This is a genomic window from Prochlorococcus sp. MIT2308, assembly GCF_059772345.1.
Genome location: NZ_CM186283.1, coordinates 1,725,655 through 1,745,020 on the forward strand (window position 1 = coordinate 1,725,655; position 19,366 = coordinate 1,745,020).

The following is a 19,366-nucleotide window of genomic DNA, read 5'->3' on the forward strand; positions in this document are numbered from 1 at the left end:
ATTGGATGGCGAATTCTTCACCGGTTTATGACTGGTTTCAGGAACGTCTTGAGATTCAGGACATAGCTGATGATGTCACTTCAAAATACGTACCTCCGCATGTCAACATTTTTTATTGCCTTGGTGGGATAACACTGGTTTGTTTTTTGATTCAGTTCGCGACTGGATTCGCGATGACCTTTTATTACAAACCCACAGTAACTGAAGCTTATAGCTCAGTGAGCTATTTGATGACAGACGTAAGTTTTGGTTGGTTGATTAGATCAGTTCATCGCTGGAGTGCCTCAATGATGGTACTGATGCTTATTCTGCATGTTTTTCGTGTTTATTTGACTGGAGGTTTCAAAAGGCCAAGAGAACTGACATGGATTACTGGTGTGGTTATGGCAGTCATAACAGTTGCTTTTGGAGTTACTGGATATTCATTGCCTTGGGATCAAGTTGGTTATTGGGCTGTGAAAATTGTTTCTGGTGTCCCAGCTGCGATACCTGTTATTGGGGACTTCATGGTTGAACTTTTAAGAGGTGGTGAAAGTGTTGGACAGACGACTTTGACAAGGTTCTATAGCCTACATACCTTTGTCATGCCCTGGCTATTAGCAGTTTTTATGCTCATGCATTTTCTTATGATTAGAAAACAGGGTATTTCCGGTCCTTTATAGTAAAAGAAAATAATAGTTTTTAATCTCTAAATCAAAATTTTCCTAAATCATGTCAACTCTTAAAAAACCTGACTTATCAGATACAAAGTTAAGAGCGAAGCTTGCTAAAGGGATGGGTCATAATTATTACGGTGAGCCAGCTTGGCCCAATGATCTTTTGTACATTTTTCCAGTAGTTATTCTTGGAACCATAGCTTGTGTGGTTGGCTTGGCAGTTCTTGATCCTGCATTTCTAGGAGACAAAGCTAATCCTTTTGCAACTCCATTAGAGATTCTCCCTGAATGGTACTTGTATCCAGTCTTTCAAATTCTACGAGTAGTCCCTAATAAGTTACTTGGCATCGCCCTTCAAACATTAATACCTTTGGGCTTGATGATTCTTCCTTTTATTGAGAATATCAATAAATTTGCCAATCCATTTAGAAGACCAGTTGCAATGTCATTGTTTCTCTTTGGAACAGTTTTAACAATGTATCTAGGCATAGGAGCATGTTTACCTATCGATAAATCTTTGACTCTAGGTTTGTTTTAAAAATTTTTAATCTAAATCAAGCATCAACACGTCATCGGGTTCAGCTCTCAGTAAATGATGCATTAATAAAAATCCAACAATAGTCCAAGTTTGATAAGTCCTTGATTGCTGACCAACCCATGTACCTGTTGGCCCATCAAAGTACTCTGCCCATTTTTGTCTTGGTAGTTGATTTAATTGACTCCAATAACATTCTTCAACAAGAGCTCTCATTTGTCCCATGAGTAAAACATCGGCTTTTGGGTAACGTTTTTCATGAAGCAATATGGAAGCGCCGAAAAACCATAAAAGGCTAGGCCAATGACCTCCATTGTGATAACTCCATGGCCAGTTTTTGGGGTCTGAACCGGTTTTGTTTTGCCATTCCTCTATGTCCATTGGTGGATGACAAATCCTCATTGGCATTTGTGCCATAAGGTGTTCACGGTTGTGTAATACCAGGCGAAATAATGCTCTCTGCTGTGGGGCAGTTAATACTCCGAACATACATGCTAAGGAATTTCCCAAGCTATAAAAACGAAAATCTGGTCTACCAGTTCTTATATTTCCAATAAGGTATCCACCCCTGTTCTCAAGCCAATCTTGAAGCCATGAAGGTACTACTTGTGGCTGGACATTAAATTCATTTTGATGTTGATCTTCACCATATTGCTCGGTTGGTCTTCTTCTAAGGACTTGCATTGTTTTGCTTGTAACCCAATAATGCTTCAAAAGAAATTGGCGAAGATCATGTACCCATTGATTTGTTAAAACAAGTCTTTGATCAAGTAATCGACTTTTTTGATGTTTCCTACTCAACTCCATTAGTTGTATGCAACTTTTTAGACATGCATGCAACAAAACCTCCACTTCAAGAGGAGCTCCCCAAACATCCATAGGTCGGTCGATCATGAATGAGCAATCTGGGACAAATAAAACTGGATTGCCTTCAAAAGTTGGATGAAGAACTAAATCAAGAAGAAGTTGAATACCTCTTTGAACCTGTTGACTTGTTCCGAAACTTTGATCGCCACTTTTTCTTACATATAGCCAACAAAGTACTGGCCACCATAAGCTGGCATCTGCAGAGGTGATTCTTCCTATTGATCTCTGCCCATAATCTGCTATTAATTTCCCTTTTTCTTCAACAAAGCTTGTTGGGAAAACGCCTCGAGTTTGATAAGTAGTACTTTGCAAATCTAGACTTACTGTCAAGAACTTCTTGACTATGTCGAATCGTTTTTGCGTTAAGAGATAGATCATGACGGGGACGTTATCCCTTAAAAAGATCTCTCCGTAATTGAGGGCATCATTTTTTGTTGGATGCTCCAAGGCCGCAACACTTCCTGCAATATCTCCAGAAATTTCAATTAGGGTTTTTTCAAAATGCTCCTTAGCTCTTGCAACAACTTTATCTTCATTTGAATTGGGACGTACCCTTTTATGCTGTTGGCTAAAACGTGCGGGCATTAAGATAATCTCTTGCCATCGCTAAAAGCTAGTTATGGCTTACTCCTTTGTTATTCATAGTAAGAGGTAAAACATTTCAATTGCAACTTTGTTGCAAGTAAGTACTCCAAGGGTCTACAATATTTTTCTGCGCGAAAGTTAATCTTGAGCGTGCTCATCTAGCAAAAATTACGAAAGTTTTTTTGTTAAGTGGGAGTTTTACAACATTTGAAGACTTAACCCTTCTGTGCTGTAAAGTTAAAAACGGTCGAAAGATCGAAAATGTTTTGGCTATTTTGGTCAAGACAGAACCTAGACAACTTAAAAGTTTAGGAACTGACGCTTTTATCGCGTCTGGTTCGTAATGAATCGGATGTATTGCGATAAAGGTGTGAGGTCCCGTCAAAAAGAAATTAGTTGCATAATTTTGTGGCATTTTTCAATTTGAGTTTCACGGCTCAAATTGATTTATTTAGCTATTAGAGAAAGCAACGACGGATCTGAGATCCGGGAAAGTCACGAAGATAAAACTAAGTGCACTCTTTAGAACCCTTATGAAAATAAGGTGGCAACAATCACAAACAGTACGCCAGTGCTGTCATTCGTGGGAGAAGCAAATCAGACTGAGTAAAATTAATTTTTACAATAGGGCCTGACTACAACGGAGAGTTTGATCCTGGCTCAGGATGAACGCTGGCGGCGTGCTTAACACATGCAAGTCGAACGAACCTTCGGGTTAGTGGCGGACGGGTGAGTAACGCGTGGGAATCTGCCCTCAGGAGGGGGATAACGGTTGGAAACGACCGCTAATACCCCATATGCCGAGAGGTGAAATGAATTTCGCCTGAGGATGAGCCCGCGTCTGATTAGCTTGTTGGTGAGGTAATGGCTCACCAAGGCTTCGATCAGTAGCTGGTCTGAGAGGATGATCAGCCACACTGGGACTGAGACACGGCCCAGACTCCTACGGGAGGCAGCAGTGGGGAATTTTCCGCAATGGGCGAAAGCCTGACGGAGCAACGCCGCGTGAGGGACGAAGGCCTCTGGGCTGTAAACCTCTTTTCTCAAGGAAGAAGATATGACGGTACTTGAGGAATAAGCCACGGCTAATTCCGTGCCAGCAGCCGCGGTAATACGGGAGTGGCAAGCGTTATCCGGAATTATTGGGCGTAAAGCGTCCGCAGGCGGCCTTTCAAGTCTGCTGTTAAAGCGTGGAGCTTAACTCCATCATGGCAGTGGAAACTGATTGGCTTGAGTATGGTAGGGGCAGAGGGAATTCCCGGTGTAGCGGTGAAATGCGTAGATATCGGGAAGAACACCAGTGGCGAAGGCGCTCTGCTGGGCCATTACTGACGCTCATGGACGAAAGCCAGGGGAGCGAAAGGGATTAGATACCCCTGTAGTCCTGGCCGTAAACGATGAACACTAGGTGTCGGGGGAATCGACCCCTTCGGTGTCGTAGCTAACGCGTTAAGTGTTCCGCCTGGGGAGTACGCACGCAAGTGTGAAACTCAAAGGAATTGACGGGGGCCCGCACAAGCGGTGGAGTATGTGGTTTAATTCGATGCAACGCGAAGAACCTTACCAGGGCTTGACATCCTGCGAACCTTTAAGAAATTAGAGGGTGCCTTCGGGAACGCAGTGACAGGTGGTGCATGGCTGTCGTCAGCTCGTGTCGTGAGATGTTGGGTTAAGTCCCGCAACGAGCGCAACCCACGTTTTTAGTTGCCAGCATTTAGTTGGGCACTCTAGAAAGACCGCCGGTGATAAACCGGAGGAAGGTGTGGATGACGTCAAGTCATCATGCCCCTTACGTCCTGGGCTACACACGTACTACAATGCTACGGACAAAGGGCAGCAAACTCGCGAGAGCTAGCAAATCCCATAAACCGTGGCTCAGTTCAGATCGTAGGCTGCAACTCGCCTACGTGAAGTAGGAATCGCTAGTAATCGCAGGTCAGCATACTGCGGTGAATACGTTCCCGGGCCTTGTACACACCGCCCGTCACACCATGGAAGTTGGCCACGCCCGAAGTCGTTACTTTAACCCTTGTGGAGAAGGACGCCGAAGGTGGGGCTGATGACTGGGGTGAAGTCGTAACAAGGTAGCCGTACCGGAAGGTGCGGCTGGATCACCTCCTAACAGGGAGACAATTAATAGATTGTGATGTCTAAGTGATTTATTCTTAGGCCGCAATCCTGTCACCTTAAGGTCGATCGGTACCTCAGATTATTGATTTAATTTATATTTAATTCTTTGATTTCAGTTCCTAAACTTGTCTAGGTCACACCCAACAAAGGTTTCTCCTGGGCCATTAGCTCAGGTGGTTAGAGCGCACCCCTGATAAGGGTGAGGTCCCTGGTTCAAGTCCAGGATGGCCCATTCGTTGTTGGGGGTATAGCTCAGTTGGTAGAGCGCCTGCTTTGCAAGCAGGATGTCAGCGGTTCGAGTCCGCTTACCTCCACTGAAACCTATCCTGATAACTAAATTTCCGGAGAAAACTCTTAGATGTGACTTAGAATTGTTTACCTGAAAGAACCTAGCTTCTTATCATCTATTTTAGAGTTGATAATATGCTGGGCTCCCATGGATTTATTCCGTGAGAATTCAGTAGAACCTTGAAAACTGCATAGATTAGAAAGAATAAAGCATCTCATGGATGCATTGTTTTGGTTTGATTTTTTAGTGTAACAACTGAATTTTCACTTATCAAAATACATGTGTAATTCTTGAGTAATAGCCGAGCACAATTGATTTTGTGATTGTATTAAGGTCAAGCTACAAAGGGCTCATGGCGGATACCTTGGCACACAGAGGCGATGAAGGACGTGGTTACCTGCGATATGTCTCGGGGAGCTGGATACACGCTTTGATCCGGGAATTTCCGAATGGGGCAACCCTTAGAACGGCCAGCTGAATATATAGGCTGGCACGAGCCAACCCAGCGAACTGAAACATCTTAGTAGCTGGAGGAAAGGAAAGTAAATAACGACTCCCTAAGTAGCGGCGAGCGAACGGGGAATAGCCCAAACCGATGGTTTCGACTATCGGGGTTGTGGGACAGAAATGTGGACCAACAAACCTAGAAGAAACGCTTGAATGGCGTGCCACAGAGGGTGAAAGCCCCGTAATCGAAAGGAGAGTTGGCCTATCTGTATCCCGAGTAGCACGGAGCACGTGGAATTCCGTGTGAATCTACGAGGACCACCTCGTAAGGCTAAGTACTCCTGTGTGACCGATAGTGAAACAGTACCGTGAGGGAAAGGTGAAAAGAACCCCGGGAGGGGAGTGAAATAGAACATGAAACCATGAGCCTACAAGCAATGGGAGCCCGACTTATCGGGTGACCGTGTGCCTGTTGAAGAATGAGCCGGCGACTTATAGGCACTGGCGGGTTAAACCGAGAATGGTGGAGCCATAGCGAAAGCGAGTCTGAATAGGGCGTTTTGTCAGTGTTTATAGACCCGAACCCTGGTGATCTAACCATGGCCAGGATGAAGCTTGGGTGATACCAAGTGGAGGTCCCAACCGACTGACGTTGAAAAGTCACCGGATGAGCTGTGGTTAGGGGTGAAATGCCAATCGAACCAGGAGCTAGCTGGTTCTCCCCGAAATACGTTGAGGCGTAGCGTCTAGTGCTCCAGCAGGGGGGTAAAGCGACCATTTCGGTGCGGGCTGCGAGAGCGGTACCAAATCGTGATGAACTCTGAATACCCTGTGTGTAACTAGGCAGTCAGACTGTGGGGGATAAGCTCCATAGTCGAAAGGGAAACAGCCCAGACCGCCAGCTAAGGTCCCAAAATCAACACTAAGTGATAAAGGAGGTGGGATTGCCCAGACAACCAGGAGGTTTGCTTAGAAGCAGCCATCCTCAAAGGAGTGCGTAATAGCCCACTGGTCGAGCGATCCTGCGCCGAAAATGAACGGGGCTAAGTGTTGTACCGAAGCTGCGGATTTATTTATAAATGGTAGGGGAGCGTTCTATGTGGGGTGAAGCGTTAGCGTAAGCGGGCGTGGACTGCATAGAAGTGAGAATGTCGGCTTGAGTAGCGAAAACATGGGTGAGAATCCCATGCCCCGAAACCCTAAGGGTTCCTCCGGCAGGCTCGTCCGCGGAGGGTTAGTCTGGTCCTAAGGTCAGGCCGAAAGGCGTAGTCGATGGATAACAGGTCAACATTCCTGTACCAGTTATGTTTTGGGAAGGGGGACGGAGAAGGCTAGCCAATCCAGATGTTGGTTACTGGTTCAAGCGTTCGAGGCTTTGAGGAACGGAGAAAACGTTCTGAGCTAAGGCGTGAGTACGAGCTGCCACGGCAGCGAAGTTGGTGATGTCATGCTTCCAAGAAAATCCCTATACCCGTTAAGGCATAACTGCCAGTACCCGAAACCGACACAGGTGGGGTGGTAGAGAATACCGAGGGGCGCGAGATAACTCTCTCTAAGGAACTCGGCAAAATGGTCCCGTAACTTCGGGAGAAGGGATGCCAGCGCAAGCTGGTCGCAGTGAAGAGGCCCAGGCGACTGTTTACCAAAAACACAGGTCTCCGCTAAGTCGCAAGACGATGTATGGGGGCTGACACCTGCCCAGTGCCGGAAGGTTAAGGAAGCCGGTTAGCGTAAGCGAAGCTAGTGACTGAAGCCCCGGTGAACGGCGGCCGTAACTATAACGGTCCTAAGGTAGCGAAATTCCTTGTCGGGTAAGTTCCGACCCGCACGAAAGGTGTAACGATCTGGGCGCTGTCTCGGAGAGAGGCTCGGCGAAATAGAATTGTCTGTGAAGATGCGGACTACATACACCCGGACAGAAAGACCCTATGAAGCTTTACTGCAGGTTGGTATTGTTCTCGGGCTCTGAATGCGCAGGATAGGTGGGAGACATTGATGTAGTGCTTTTGGGTGCTACTGAGTCAACGGTGAGATACCACTCTTTCAGAGCTAGAGATCTAACGTTTACCCGTTATCCGGGAAACGGACAGTATCTGCTGGGCAGTTTGACTGGGGCGGTCGCCTCCTAAAAGGTAACGGAGGCGCACAAAGGTTTCCTCAGGCTGGTTGGAAATCAGTCGTCGAGTGCAAAAGCAGAAGGAAGCTTGACTGTGAGACCTACAAGTCGAACAGGGACGAAAGTCGGTTTTAGTGATCCGACGGTTCTGAGTGGAAGGGCCGTCGCTCAACGGATAAAAGTTACTCTAGGGATAACAGGCTGATCTCCCCCAAGAGTTCACATCGACGGGGAGGTTTGGCACCTCGATGTCGGCTCATCGCAACCTGGGGCTGAAGTCGGTCCCAAGGGTTGGGCTGTTCGCCCATTAAAGCGGTACGCGAGCTGGGTTCAGAACGTCGTGAGACAGTTCGGTCCATATCCGGTGTATGCGCAGGAATATTGAGAGGATTTCTCCCTAGTACGAGAGGACCGGGAGGAACGCACCTCTGGTGTACCAGTTATCGTGCCAACGGTAAACGCTGGGTAGCCATGTGCGGAGTGGATAACCGCTGAAAGCATCTAAGTGGGAAGCCCACCTCAAGATGAGTATTCCCATGGTTTAAACCAGTAAGATCACGGGAAGAACACCCGTTGATAGGCTCTACGTGGAAGTCTGGTAACAGATGCAGCGGAGGAGTACTAATAGATCGAGGGCTTGACCTTCTTTTGCTTTTATTCAAATTATTGCTTTATTCTTTCAATTTATTTTTAATAATATCTATGCAGTTTTCAGGGTTCATAAACAACACTATCCTGGTGTTCATGGCGATGTGGAACCACTCCGATCCATCTCGAACTCGGTTGTGAAACGCATCAGCGGCGACGATATTTGGGGGGTAGCCCCCTGAGAAAATAGCTCAATGCCAGGTAAAATTATTTAAAGAAGGGTTCTCATATGAGCCCTTTTTTGATGCTTAATTATTTTTGGCAATTAGGACACCAGTGTGTGCTCCTGCCACAGAGTTTCTCTCGCACTATTTTTTCTCCACATTTTTTACAACTTTTACCACCTCTTCTGTATACCAAGGCTTGTCCACCATATTTTCCATTTGTTCCTTCTAAATCTCGAAAATCACTAAAAGTTGTTCCTCCCTCTCCAATACTTATATTTAAAATTTTGACAAGACTCTTACAAAGCCTTTTTAATTCAGAACTTTTTAAATTTCTACTTTCAGTTTTTGGATTAATACATGCATCAAATAATGCCTCATCTGCATATATATTCCCAACACCAGCGACAGTCTCTTGATCTAACAATGATGATTTAATTGAACGAGTTCTTTTCTTCAAACATTTTTCTAAATAACTACCATTAAAAGATTCACTAAATGGCTCTGGGCCTAATTTTTTAATTCCAGAAACAATTTCTGATACCGATTTTGACGACGGCACGAACCACATCTGTCCGAAATTTCTGATATCAATAAACCTAAGTTCTTTGCCGTTCTTTTCTAAAAACCTAACTCTGGTATGAGCACAAGGGTTTATATGTTTTTCAAGTAATATAAATTGGCCTGTCATTCTAAGGTGAACGACTAAATAACCTTTGCTAATTTTGTTTTGTGATTGTAAAGATCCTATTAAATATTTTCCTCTTCTTTCCCAATTACCTAAATAGCTACTTTTAATATTATCAATAAAATGCTTAGATCCTCCAATACTTGCAATTGAACGTTCCTTTAATACTTCTATTCTTTGAATATAAAAATTTTTTAGATGTTTCTCAAGTCCCTTTCTAACTGTCTCAACTTCAGGTAATTCTGGCAAAAGTAATAATACTGCTAACTTGCAGCAGCTTCTAACTCTTTTACTGAAAATTGGCTGGTGTTGGCCCCGCCATCAACACCGCTAAAAGCTTTGAAATCACATTTTTCGAATTTGACAGTCACTGGGTATCTCATCGCTGGAGATTTGTCGATAGAGACAATTTCTCCAATTTGATTGAACCAGTATGATTCTTGGCGCAAAATGCGCACCTTATCTTTTCTTGCAAAGCTCATCTGACTTCCCTGAATTGTTTCTATATTATTATTATTATCTATCAAATTTGGAAATATTTGTAGATGTGTCACAGACTGTCGCTGCTATCCTGAAAAGTAGATCGCCATTAAAGATTTTTACTTTCAGATAAAAATAGTTCATATTGATTTTCGGACGAATTTTCAATTAGCTTTGAAATATTAACCTTATAACGATTTTATTTTTTGTGATATCACAACCATCTTTAGACCCATCTTCCATAACGTTTGATTTGCCTGATCCTGATCAAGATGATTTAAGTAATATTGACTTCATTGAGAAATTAGAAAATGCATGGTCTATATGCGAACAGTTCGATTTGCAAACTGAAATTTGGCGAGGAAGGATTTTACGTGTTGTTAGAGATAGAGAAAAGAGAGGCGGCGATGGAAGAGGTACAGGTTTTTTGCAGTGGTTAAGAGAGATGGAAATTAGTAAAAGCAAAGCATATTCCCTTATCCAATTAGCGGATTCCTCAGATAATCTTGTGGGTGATGGAATTCTTGAAGAATCAAGTGTAAATAATTTTTCTAAAAGAGCTTTTATTGAAACTGCGCAAGCTGCGCCTGAGATTCAATATATGGTTTCTGAAGCTGCCAATGAAGGAAAGGATATAACCAGAAGACAAGTAAAGAGTCTTACTGACGAATTTATGGCCGCAACCAGTTCTCTATTGCCTGTTGAAATTAGAGAAAAAACACAATCAAATCTATTACCAGCCAAGTTCGTTGCTCCATTGGTAAGAGAATTATCTAAGTTATCGCCTATTCAGCAAGAGGAAATATGTGAAACTTTACGAGAAAATCCTGAAATTGATTCGGTCAAAGACATGACGAATACTGCTAAATGGATCGGCAAGTCTTTAGATGCTTCTCTAGCTTTAAGAGCTTTTCAAAATAAGGATTTAAATTTAGATAAAGCCACTCAAGAGGCTCTCAGGTTGGATTCTTTAGGATTGCTTGCAGATGCTTTTGGACAGGCAAAAACTATAGAGAGTTCTATCTTAAAGTTTCACTCTGCTTGGAGAAGATTAGAGGGTTTGCAAGAGAGATTATGGGTCGAGTCTGGCAGTAGCACTCCTTATTTAAGAGAGCTTTTAGATACCCTCCAAACTCTTACTGGTTCAACTATAAGAGTTTCTCTTGGAGAACTTTCTGGGGGGAAAAGGTTGAGATTGCAACTTGTTGAGGAAGACTCTGAAAGATTGGATCCTCCTTCTCTTGATATGAATAAATAATTTACATTCTAAAATCCTGAGTACAAAAATCATTGATTAATTTAAATTCAAAATCGGTCTCAGGAAAATACCAGCTTGTCCAGTAAGAATTATTTAATGTGTTATTTAATGTTCTCTTTTTGCAGTTAAGAGCTAAGTAAAAAGATTTATTATTTTTTGTTTTTGCTAGAGCAATATAATTACCATCAAGATATGTCCAGTCTGCCCAATTGATCATTAATGAGCCATATTTTAGCCATTTAGAAGATTTATTTTTTCTTAGTTTTAATTTTGTATTAGGATTGACTTTTGAAGTGTTTTTCAAGTTATTCAAAATATTAATTTCTTCTATTGGGACTTGATGTATTTTCGCAATTGATGAAAGATCCTCTGATTCCGAAGTTTGGTGGTAAAAAACCTTTTTACTTGCTAATTTGATACTCTTATCATTAATTACTTCTCTATAGTTTGATCCCTTCGGCAGTATGATAATTTGACCTAGTTCGAGGAAAAAATTATTTCCTAAATTATTAATAGAAATAAGATCTTTTAAATTTGTATTATATTCTCTTGCGATTTTATAAAGAGTATCTCCTTCAACAACTTTATGAACAAGGTTGTCAACTTTTATATCTTTATCATTATTATTTACCGGTATTACTATCGCTTTACCTGCAATTATTTGGGTTGCATCATTGAAATTATTTTTATACATTAGCTCTTTCAACGACACTCCATATCGACTAGATATCTTTAAGAGTGTGTCGTCACTTTTAGCAATAATTTTTGTTTCTGCGTTAACATGTATGGCAAATATTGATAAGAATAAAACAATACTATTAAGATAAAATAGATTAATAGTTGTTTTTATCTTTGTGATCATTTCTATCGCAATTAATAATCCAGCTCATAGATTTAAACTAATTTTAACCTATTAACTTATTAAGTAAAGATAAATCCAGCTTATAGGGAGGATACCTGAAATTAAGATCTAGCCAAAAAGGTCTTTTTAGGACTGATTTGTAATGAGTAAAGTTATCAAAACCTGCTTTGCCGTGGTATTTCCCCATCCCACTTGAACCGACACCTCCGAAAGGGAGTTCTGGTATTCCTGCTTGTAAAACGACATCATTAAAGCAAACACCTCCAGAAGAAGTCATTGCAAGTATTTTCCCTTGCTCGTTGCCACCCCCTCCAAAAAGGTAAAGAGCAAGGGGTTTAGGCAAAAACTTGAACTCTTTAATGGCCTCGTCGAGATTTTTAATAGGCAAAATAGGTAGCAATGGTCCAAAAAGTTCTTCCTTCATTAGTGGATCATTTCGATTCTCGATTTTGATAAGAGTAGGGCTAATCCTTCTATCTATTTCATTGCTATCTCCTCCATATATTATCTGGCCATTCTTTTTAGCTTCCTTTAGTAAGTTATTAAGCCTATCAAAATGGTTTTTATTGATTATTCTCCCTAGATGTTGTGAATCTAGAGGAGTAGTTCCATAAAAATTATTGATCGAATTTTTTAAATTAGAAACTAAAGAATCAACAAGCTTATGCTCAACTAGTAAATGATCCGGTGCAATACATGTTTGACCGGCATTTAGACTTTTTCCCCATATGATCCTCTTTGCAGTTACTTCAAGATTTGCACCATTAATAACAACGGCTGGGCTTTTTCCCCCAAGCTCTAAAGTTACTGGAGTAAGATTTTTTGAAGCCGCTTCCATTACTTTTTTCCCTATATTTTCTCCACCCGTAAAAAAGATATGATCAAATTTTTGAGTAATTAAATCAGCAGCAGTACTTCCATCACCTTCAACAACTTGAGCGATCTCAGGCGGAAAATATTTTTCTATGAGATTTTTTATTAGATTTGAGACATTAGGTGCATGTTCTGAGGGCTTTAAAACTGCAGTGTTTCCAGCTGCCAATGCTCCTACTAACGGCTGAAGGGTAAGAGAAAAAGGATAATTCCATGGACCAATTATCAGAATGCAGCCTAAGGGATCTGGCTGAACAAGTGCTTGAGCAGGCCGTAAAGATATAGGGACATTTATTTTTTTCGCCTTCATCCAACTGGATAAATTTTTCTGTGCCAATTTTATTTCTTGTTTGACAGCAATAATTTCAAAGAAACCTTCTGTAGGAGGTTTCCCTAAATCCTGATGTAGAGCATTTAATATTTGCTGTTGATGATTTTCTAATAAATTTGACAAGACGTGAAGCTGTTTCCTCCGCCATTTCTCACGTCTTGTCATGCCGGACAAAACTATTTCTTGTAACTGATTAATTAAGAAATTTTTTGATGACATTGAGCTGCGAAGATTTTATTTCTTCTAACAAAATAAATCATTAATTGAGGGTCATGTCATATGAAGATAGTCCCTAAGTACTTTTTGAGGTGTTTGGCATTTTTGTTTCTACAATGCTAGATACGGTTTTGTGATGATTAATTGGATTAGTAATGAAATCTATGAAAGGTGCTAATCAGTATTTTTATTAAAAGAGAAGGGAAAGAACTTTGAGTATTATCTACGAGTTACTTTTGTATGATGTTGACAATAAAATATTAATCCTTAGTAATGAAAGATTGATTTATCATTTGTTAGTTATTTTTGCATTCTCTTTGGCTTTTATAGGTGTTGCCGAAGTAATGTACTGGTCATATAAGAAAGATTATCTTCGGGCGAAAGCTAAATATCTCCGAGAATTAATAGATCAAAAAAATGATTTAACTAGCATAAATGAACCTTTTTATACATGTGTATATGAGAAATGGAACTCTGGAGAAATGCCTCTAAGAGAGGCTAATACGCTTTGCAGCCTTAAGTTTGAGCAGAATTAGTAATTTTTATAGAAATTTTTTAAAAATTCCATACTATAATTTGAATATAAATTTAGATTTTGTTTGAGAAAATATTTTATGGATAAAAAGTCAATAAGTAGTAAATATTTTAGGTATGGAATACTAATTTTTTTTGTTATTACTTTAAGCATCTCTCTTGTTAGTTTTGATGTTAATATTATTAGTGATTTATTTTATGATATTGTTAGTAGTTTAAATACAAATAGTTTTTCCAGTTTAATATTAATATCCTTGTTGTTTTTATTGAGATCCATAAGTATTGTTATACCAGTTTTGCCTGGAACAATATTTTCAGTTGCTGCAGGTTTTCAGTTTGGCTTTACCCAAGGGTTAGTTATTATATTTTTTGCTGATTTTGTATCATGTTCGATATCATTTTTATTGTCTAGAAAATTAGGGAGGAACTTTGTTGGTAAGTTGCTTGGCCCTAAGCAAATGAAACGAGTGGAAAGTATTAGCCAATATTATCTTGAAAATAATTATTTTCTCATGACTGCGCTTTTAATGTCTGGGTTCTTTGACTTCGTTTGTTATGCAATAGGACTAACAAAAATAACTTGGAGGAGGTTTATGCCTGCTCTTGTTTTTAGTATAATAATCTCAGATTCTCCTTTTGTTGCTAGTGGTTTTGCTGCAAGAAAAATTAAGGATATAGGTTTAAAAAATTTCTTACAAAAAATATTAAATGGTGAAATAAATATGATTTCAGGAAACTATCTTTTGCTATTTATAATATCCTTTTTTATGATTTTTACCTTGGCTATGATAAATATATATTTGAATAAAAGATCCAAGATTATTAAGTGACTTTATTGTTTTACAAAAGCCCTTAAATTTAAGGGCTTTTGTAAATGAAGTAATCGTGTCTAGCTTTGGTAAGATTTACCCCGATATGTAAGTTGTACATGCTGCTTTTCAGAGCCTGACTTTTGCTAGTTGTACTAAAGGCCTCTGTAGGTTAAAGACATTTCTTGCTCCGAAATATGCTCAAGTCCCCGTTCCTTGGCTTGAGTCAAATTGGGGCTCATTAATCGACGAGGTGTACGTTTTTTGTTCTAATTGCTACAGAAGAATCCTAAACTAAAGATTCTCTTATTGGTGTTCAGTTTATTACATAAAGCTTGCTTTCTTTGCGTGGTATGTAATTTTTTATATCTTTTGTTCTTTAGTAACTTATCCATAGACATAAAAAATCATTTTTGCTTTACAAAATATTTTACTTGAATGTAATTATGCACTAGAGGAGGAAGTTTCCCTAAGGAAATCAAAAGGAAAGAAAACCATAGGAATAAAGATGAAAGAGTATCAGATCGATTAGGCCTGAAGAGTTGTCTTGCCAACATGTATTAAATAGATTCCTTTAAATTAGAACTAAGTGCTTTTGATATGAAAATTCTGTTGCCTTTTTGTTTGAATAGAAACATCAGAAGCAATTCAACAACATAAATTTCTCAAAGACTCGGTCAGGCTATCTGCTGATTAATTTTTTTTCACCTCTTTTTTTAGTTTGTTTTATGTTTTATCTCGTGTAACTCGGATTTATATTAGGTTTAAGGAAATAGGGCGAAATTTTGTCAATAAAGAGTTTAAGTGGTGTAAATAAGTCCTCACTAAGAATTCAAATATGTTTAAGAGAATATTCTGTTCTCAGCAATTTAGGTCAATATGGTTTAGAAAGGGTTTAACAGAACAACTCCTCACACATAGTTCTGTGCCAAAAAAGCATCCACTCAGTGAGCAGGATGCTTTTTTAGTGACTGAATGCATGTGCCAATTTTTAAACTCGCCTGCAAAGGGTTTCCCCTGGTTTTATTTCTATTAGATTAATTTTGTGAGGAGTTGAGATCCTCCGCAGTGGAAACAAGGAAACACTTGCGACTGATCTTCAAAAAAACCGCCAGTTTTAAACTGGCGGTTTTTTTGTGTTTTCTTTGATTCCACCTTTTAAGTCCTTTTTGATGTTGCCATGCCTGATACTTACAGCTTGAAAGTAAATAGTGAGGTGAAAATAATAATTTTCCCTTCTCAAATTAACTTTGAGAAATTACAAAGATATTTTGACGTTGCTTAAACATGTGTTTTCTCTGATGTTTGTGTAATCTAAATTTGTTAGGAATGAATTAATATTTCTAGCACTCTCGCCCCAGCAAGTTGAAGTTAGAAAGTCAAAGGTGGAAAGTTAAGTTGGATTTTTAGTCCTGAGCACAAATACGTGAATTAAAATTTTGCTTCTTTTTTTATTTATTAATACTAGATTTAAGAAGAAATTCTTCGGGATATTGTTTTTATGAGTGCTCTAATTTAAATGAAAATAATTTTATTCTGGGGAAAAGAACATTTGAGGAATCTTCCAATGTTCCATCCTACGACTTAAAAACAAAAGCAATTACTTGGCATGAAGAGGGGTGGAAATATTACGTGAATAATGATTTATAAAGTTAGGAAATTATTTTCAAAATTAAGTATGTGGCTATAAGTTAGTAGGCGTAATCAATTCATCATAGTTGCACCAAGAAACAACAAAAAAAAAGTTCTTAACCAGACCGTTAAAAACTTTTATTAGATCTTTTCAATAAATTTTGAAAAAATTGTTGATAAGGCTTAAATGGGTTGAGTTCCATTCAAAAAATGCCAGGAATGATTTGACCAGTTGTTGCGTAAGCGCCAAAGGCTGCAACGAAACCAAGCATTGCTGCCCAACCGTTAAACTTTTCTGCTTCAGGAGTCATGACAAAAATGTAAATATAAAGAAAATATAAAGAAAAATTGTCGATACTGTGGTTTTTTGCTTAGCGATTCAATTATGAATATTGATAAATACTATAAGAAAAACTTACCTGTTTATCAAGGTGCTCAAATCGCGCTGAATAAAAATAGATTCAAAAGATTTTTACAAGGGTTCTGGCTGTGTACTTAAAAACTGTGAACTCTCTTCCTCTTGTTTTCTTTAGTGCATCGTTTTCTCTGATGAATTCATTGCAAGTGTCCTCTCCTTTACGTAATTAATATTGACTTTTATGCGGCAACTGCCTCTTTCACAAATTCCATTGCTCAGCAATTGTATTGATTGCTTTTCTTGGGGAGCATTGATGTTTGATTATTGGGATAGGCTGATATTTCCTAATGGTCTTCTTTCATGATTTCCATCTGATCGCAACGAATTGGCATTAAAAAAGAGACCCCTTGAGGTCTCTTTTTCTCTGCTTAGGTGCTTTCGGTAGAGGGTCTTGAGTGCCCTCGTCGGGACTTGAACCCGAGGCCTCTCCCTTACCAAGGGAGTGCTCTACCGCTGAGCTACAAGGGCTTGTGGAAAAGATGGGCCGGGTTGGATTTGAACCAACGTAGGCGTAGCCAGCGGATTTACAGTCCGCCCCCATTAACCACTCGGGCACCGACCCGATTTCTTTCCACCCAGCGTGGCATCTTTGCTTAACGCCAATCGAATATATATCCGATAAGAACACTTGCCAAATTTTTTTTTTAGGGAGTGCTGTGATCTGTTTTTTGTCCATTTTTTAGTGCGTTTTATCCACTTCTCAATTCATTTCCTATTTGTTCAAATACGTAAATGACACATTCAGATTATTCGAATTGTGAGATGCTCTATCGAAATACATTAAGAACATTGTCTTCTGATTCACAGCAAATAGAAGCACTTATTCATGGCTTTACGGATAGGGCTCAAAACAAGACATTTTTACCAGCTAACACTACAAATGATTTCTTGGCTATCAGGCCAAGTGGCAACCCCATAACCGCGCAGGCTCTTGCAGGAATGTATGACAGTGCAGATTTGGTGATTGAACTCTCTGAATTAGTCAAGATTCATCGGCTAGAGGCTAATTCTGATTGGGGCTTTGCTGCATTCACCTTGAAAGAAGCATTTAGCTACAAAGGAGAGCGGAACAATGATTTATCTACTTATTCATTGATTTTCAAAAAAATTGATGGCATCTGGAAAATTTCATGGATGCAAAGATCTCAAGGAACTACTGATCTTTCAACGTGGGACTAACTAACACAGAAACTCCTGAAAGTGATATTGCTTTTAATTCTTTAATTTTAAAAGCTGTTTAATAACGGCTTTAATACTAGAAATCCATCTTCCAGCTCGTGAAGAAGATGTGAGGGATTTAGTCAAAAGTTCTATTTGTTCTTGTCTCTGTTTGTATTTAATTTCCAGTTCTTTTTTTGCAATAACAATGTTTTGAGTTTGAGTTGGGCAATCATTTTCTTTATTCCAATTATCAATATTTGCTTCTAATTCATGTATTTCCATGGTTCTGTACTTGCTGATAAGTATTTGTAAATTATCAGGATCGGAACTCATGAAAAATGAATAATTTGGTGTGGATTCAATATCTAAAATATAGCCTGCAATCAAAATATTAAGGGTGGGTAAACTCACTCATGTTAGGGCTGTTCATACTTATGAGGATCATCAGTGGATCTAATCATTTGATCAATATCTCTCTAATAAGTTGCTATATTTAGTGTTTGAGGATTAAAGCTATTAAGTACTAGAAGAAGCCGTACCTGACCGTATCTATCACTTTGAAAATTCATACTTTACATTACTTCACATCAATGTAAATTCAGTAATGACATCGTCATCTTCATCTCAGGTAATCACTGAGTACGGTAAGCAAAACATCTTTGCTCGTGAAACACAACCTCAGCTTGTAGAGGACTACACCAGCTATCCAGAAGAAGCAGAAAAGACAAATGGCCGTTGGGCAATGATCGGAATGATAGCTCTACTAGGTGCTTATTTCACAACAGGTCAAATCATTCCTGGAATTTTCTAAACCAACAACAACTAATAACAATGCAACCATCTAATAAAACAATCCTAGAAAGAAGCATCGGCAGACCAGCCATGATGGCATTCGTTCTACTAACAGGTATTTACCTAACAACCGGTCAACTTATCCCAGGTGTCGTTTGATGACTGCTCAGAACAATAGCAACAACAGCAGAAACATTGATCCTGAAAAGGTAACCGCTGAAAGACTTAACGGTTATGCAGCATTGTTTGGATGCATTGCTCTTGTAGGGGCTTATGCAACAACAGGTCAAATCATTCCAGGTTTCGTGTAATGAACAAATCAACTAATTATTGGAAAACAGCAGAGCAAATGAATGGTCGTCTAGCAATGATGGGTTTTTTTGCAGCTGTTATTAACTACGGAATAACAGGCTGGATCATCCCAGGGATTGTGTAGATCAAACTATCAAATCTTAAAAAGGCCTCTTCTCTGTCATTACGGAAGAAGCCTTTTTTTAGTGCTATGGGTGCACTAGGATCACTTGCCCTGGTTAAGCTTCCGACGATGCCTCGTCGGGACTTGAACCCGAGATCTCTCCCTTACCAAGGGAGTGCTCTACCGCTGAGCTACAAGGGCTTGTGGAAAGATGGGCCGGGTTGGATTTGAACCAACGTAGGCGTAGCCAGCGGATTTACAGTCCGCCCCCATTAACCACTCGGGCACCGACCCGATTTCTTTCCACGCAGCATGGCATCTTTGCTTGACGCCAATCGAATATATATCCGATCAGAATACTTGCCAAATCTTTTTTAGGGAGTGCTGTGATCTGTTGTTTGTCCATTTTCTAGTGCGTTTTATCCACTCTTTTATCCTTTGTTTGAGTTGTACTCAGACG

Annotated in this window: 17 protein-coding genes, 6 tRNA genes and 3 rRNA genes; 15 read left to right on the forward strand and 11 right to left on the reverse strand. The window is 39.7% G+C overall.

All coding sequences use genetic code 11. The annotated features are described in order from the left end of the window. The first annotated feature begins 5 nt into the window (after positions 1 to 5). Entirely contained in the window at positions 6 to 662 is a 657-nt protein-coding gene (gene petB / locus AC6EIW_RS09845) for a cytochrome b6 (protein WP_413389834.1), read from the forward strand. Positions 663 to 711: 49 nt separating this feature from the next. Continuing rightward, a complete protein-coding gene (gene petD / locus AC6EIW_RS09850; RefSeq protein WP_413682969.1) occupies positions 712 to 1,194 on the forward strand; it encodes a cytochrome b6-f complex subunit IV in 483 nt (160 codons plus the stop codon). Between the two features lie 6 nt (positions 1,195 to 1,200). On the opposite strand, the gene AC6EIW_RS09855 is transcribed toward petD, so the two are convergent. Then, on the reverse strand, positions 1,201 to 2,643 hold the full coding sequence (locus tag AC6EIW_RS09855) for a glycoside hydrolase 100 family protein (protein ID WP_498462204.1): 1,443 nt from the start codon (positions 2,641 to 2,643) through the stop codon (positions 1,201 to 1,203). A 637-nt stretch (positions 2,644 to 3,280) separates the two neighbouring features. Here AC6EIW_RS09855 and AC6EIW_RS09860 point away from each other — a divergent pair. The 5 genes from AC6EIW_RS09860 (at position 3,281) to rrf (ending at position 8,476) form a co-directional block, all read left to right on the forward strand. Further along, a 16S ribosomal RNA gene (locus AC6EIW_RS09860) occupies positions 3,281 to 4,765 on the forward strand. Positions 4,766 to 4,931: 166 nt separating this feature from the next. Further along, positions 4,932 to 5,005, forward strand: a tRNA-Ile gene (locus AC6EIW_RS09865). A gap of 9 nt (positions 5,006 to 5,014) precedes the next feature. Next, positions 5,015 to 5,087, forward strand: a tRNA-Ala gene (locus AC6EIW_RS09870). 307 nt (positions 5,088 to 5,394) lie between these two features. Further along, positions 5,395 to 8,270 (forward strand): 23S ribosomal RNA (locus AC6EIW_RS09875). 89 nt (positions 8,271 to 8,359) lie between these two features. Then, positions 8,360 to 8,476: ribosomal RNA gene (gene rrf, locus AC6EIW_RS09880) — 5S ribosomal RNA — on the forward strand. The 16S, 23S and 5S rRNA genes sit together here with 2 tRNA genes alongside, the layout of an rRNA operon. A 49-nt stretch (positions 8,477 to 8,525) precedes the next feature. On the opposite strand, the gene AC6EIW_RS09885 is transcribed toward rrf, so the two are convergent. After that, positions 8,526 to 9,374: a DNA-formamidopyrimidine glycosylase gene (locus tag AC6EIW_RS09885; RefSeq protein WP_498520447.1), complete on the reverse strand. Its 849-nt coding sequence runs from the start codon at positions 9,372 to 9,374 to the stop codon at positions 8,526 to 8,528. A 14-nt stretch (positions 9,375 to 9,388) separates the two neighbouring features. Beyond that, a complete protein-coding gene (locus AC6EIW_RS09890; RefSeq protein ID WP_269609645.1) occupies positions 9,389 to 9,607 on the reverse strand; it encodes a photosystem I reaction center subunit IV in 219 nt (72 codons plus the stop codon). 206 nt (positions 9,608 to 9,813) lie between these two features. Here AC6EIW_RS09890 and AC6EIW_RS09895 point away from each other — a divergent pair, with 206 nt between their 5' ends. After that, complete coding sequence (locus tag AC6EIW_RS09895; RefSeq protein ID WP_498520448.1) at positions 9,814 to 10,863, forward strand: hypothetical protein; 1,050 nt, start codon at positions 9,814 to 9,816, stop codon at positions 10,861 to 10,863. 1 nt (position 10,864) lies between these two features. On the opposite strand, the gene AC6EIW_RS09900 is transcribed toward AC6EIW_RS09895, so the two are convergent. Both AC6EIW_RS09900 and AC6EIW_RS09905 read right to left on the reverse strand, forming a co-directional pair. Beyond that, positions 10,865 to 11,725 (reverse strand): LysM peptidoglycan-binding domain-containing protein, encoded by an 861-nt coding sequence (locus AC6EIW_RS09900; RefSeq protein ID WP_498520449.1) that lies wholly within the window; start codon positions 11,723 to 11,725, stop codon positions 10,865 to 10,867. 43 nt (positions 11,726 to 11,768) lie between these two features. Next, a complete protein-coding gene (locus AC6EIW_RS09905) occupies positions 11,769 to 13,148 on the reverse strand; it encodes an aldehyde dehydrogenase family protein (protein WP_498520450.1) in 1,380 nt (459 codons plus the stop codon). 209 nt (positions 13,149 to 13,357) lie between these two features. On the opposite strand from AC6EIW_RS09905, the gene AC6EIW_RS09910 reads away from it, so the two are divergent. Both AC6EIW_RS09910 and AC6EIW_RS09915 read left to right on the forward strand, forming a co-directional pair. Next, positions 13,358 to 13,681 carry a hypothetical protein gene (locus AC6EIW_RS09910; protein WP_498520451.1) on the forward strand — a complete coding sequence of 108 codons (324 nt, stop codon included), beginning with the start codon at positions 13,358 to 13,360 and terminating at the stop codon, positions 13,679 to 13,681. 78 nt (positions 13,682 to 13,759) lie between these two features. Continuing rightward, the gene (locus tag AC6EIW_RS09915; protein ID WP_498520452.1) at positions 13,760 to 14,509 is read left to right on the forward strand and encodes a TVP38/TMEM64 family protein; all 750 of its coding nucleotides are present in this window, start codon (positions 13,760 to 13,762) and stop codon (positions 14,507 to 14,509) included. Positions 14,510 to 16,323: 1,814 nt separating this feature from the next. Here the strand turns inward: AC6EIW_RS09915 and AC6EIW_RS09920 are convergent. From AC6EIW_RS09920 to AC6EIW_RS09930, 3 genes are all read right to left on the reverse strand, one after another. Further along, a complete protein-coding gene (locus tag AC6EIW_RS09920) occupies positions 16,324 to 16,431 on the reverse strand; it encodes a high light inducible protein (RefSeq protein WP_011125327.1) in 108 nt (35 codons plus the stop codon). A 503-nt stretch (positions 16,432 to 16,934) separates the two neighbouring features. Continuing rightward, positions 16,935 to 17,006 (reverse strand) — tRNA-Thr (locus AC6EIW_RS09925). A 12-nt stretch (positions 17,007 to 17,018) separates the two neighbouring features. After that, a tRNA-Tyr gene (locus tag AC6EIW_RS09930) sits at positions 17,019 to 17,100 on the reverse strand. Between the two features lie 170 nt (positions 17,101 to 17,270). On the opposite strand from AC6EIW_RS09930, the gene AC6EIW_RS09935 reads away from it, so the two are divergent. Next, positions 17,271 to 17,717 (forward strand): DUF3804 family protein, encoded by a 447-nt coding sequence (locus tag AC6EIW_RS09935; protein WP_498520453.1) that lies wholly within the window; start codon positions 17,271 to 17,273, stop codon positions 17,715 to 17,717. 33 nt (positions 17,718 to 17,750) lie between these two features. Here the strand turns inward: AC6EIW_RS09935 and AC6EIW_RS09940 are convergent, their stop codons facing one another. Beyond that, a complete protein-coding gene (locus tag AC6EIW_RS09940) occupies positions 17,751 to 18,032 on the reverse strand; it encodes a hypothetical protein (protein WP_498520454.1) in 282 nt (93 codons plus the stop codon). Positions 18,033 to 18,303: 271 nt separating this feature from the next. Here AC6EIW_RS09940 and AC6EIW_RS09945 point away from each other — a divergent pair, with 271 nt between their 5' ends. Genes AC6EIW_RS09945 through AC6EIW_RS09960 form a run of 4 tightly spaced genes read left to right on the forward strand, consistent with a single transcriptional unit; the run spans position 18,304 to position 18,927 of the window. After that, positions 18,304 to 18,510: a high light inducible protein gene (locus tag AC6EIW_RS09945; RefSeq protein ID WP_498520455.1), complete on the forward strand. Its 207-nt coding sequence runs from the start codon at positions 18,304 to 18,306 to the stop codon at positions 18,508 to 18,510. Between the two features lie 20 nt (positions 18,511 to 18,530). Then, positions 18,531 to 18,650 (forward strand): high light inducible protein, encoded by a 120-nt coding sequence (locus tag AC6EIW_RS09950; RefSeq protein ID WP_011294968.1) that lies wholly within the window; start codon positions 18,531 to 18,533, stop codon positions 18,648 to 18,650. Further along, positions 18,650 to 18,802, forward strand: coding sequence for a high light inducible protein (locus AC6EIW_RS09955; protein ID WP_498520456.1), 153 nt, complete (start codon positions 18,650 to 18,652; stop codon positions 18,800 to 18,802). The genes AC6EIW_RS09950 and AC6EIW_RS09955 overlap by 1 nt, the downstream gene beginning before the upstream one ends. Continuing rightward, on the forward strand, positions 18,802 to 18,927 hold the full coding sequence (locus AC6EIW_RS09960) for a high light inducible protein (protein WP_498520457.1): 126 nt from the start codon (positions 18,802 to 18,804) through the stop codon (positions 18,925 to 18,927). Before AC6EIW_RS09955 ends, AC6EIW_RS09960 begins: the two co-directional genes overlap by 1 nt. Before the next feature lie 109 nt (positions 18,928 to 19,036). On the opposite strand, the gene AC6EIW_RS09965 is transcribed toward AC6EIW_RS09960, so the two are convergent. Both AC6EIW_RS09965 and AC6EIW_RS09970 read right to left on the reverse strand, forming a co-directional pair. Continuing rightward, positions 19,037 to 19,107 (reverse strand) — tRNA-Thr (locus tag AC6EIW_RS09965). A gap of 11 nt (positions 19,108 to 19,118) precedes the next feature. Beyond that, positions 19,119 to 19,200 (reverse strand) — tRNA-Tyr (locus AC6EIW_RS09970). Positions 19,201 to 19,366 lie beyond the last annotated feature (166 nt).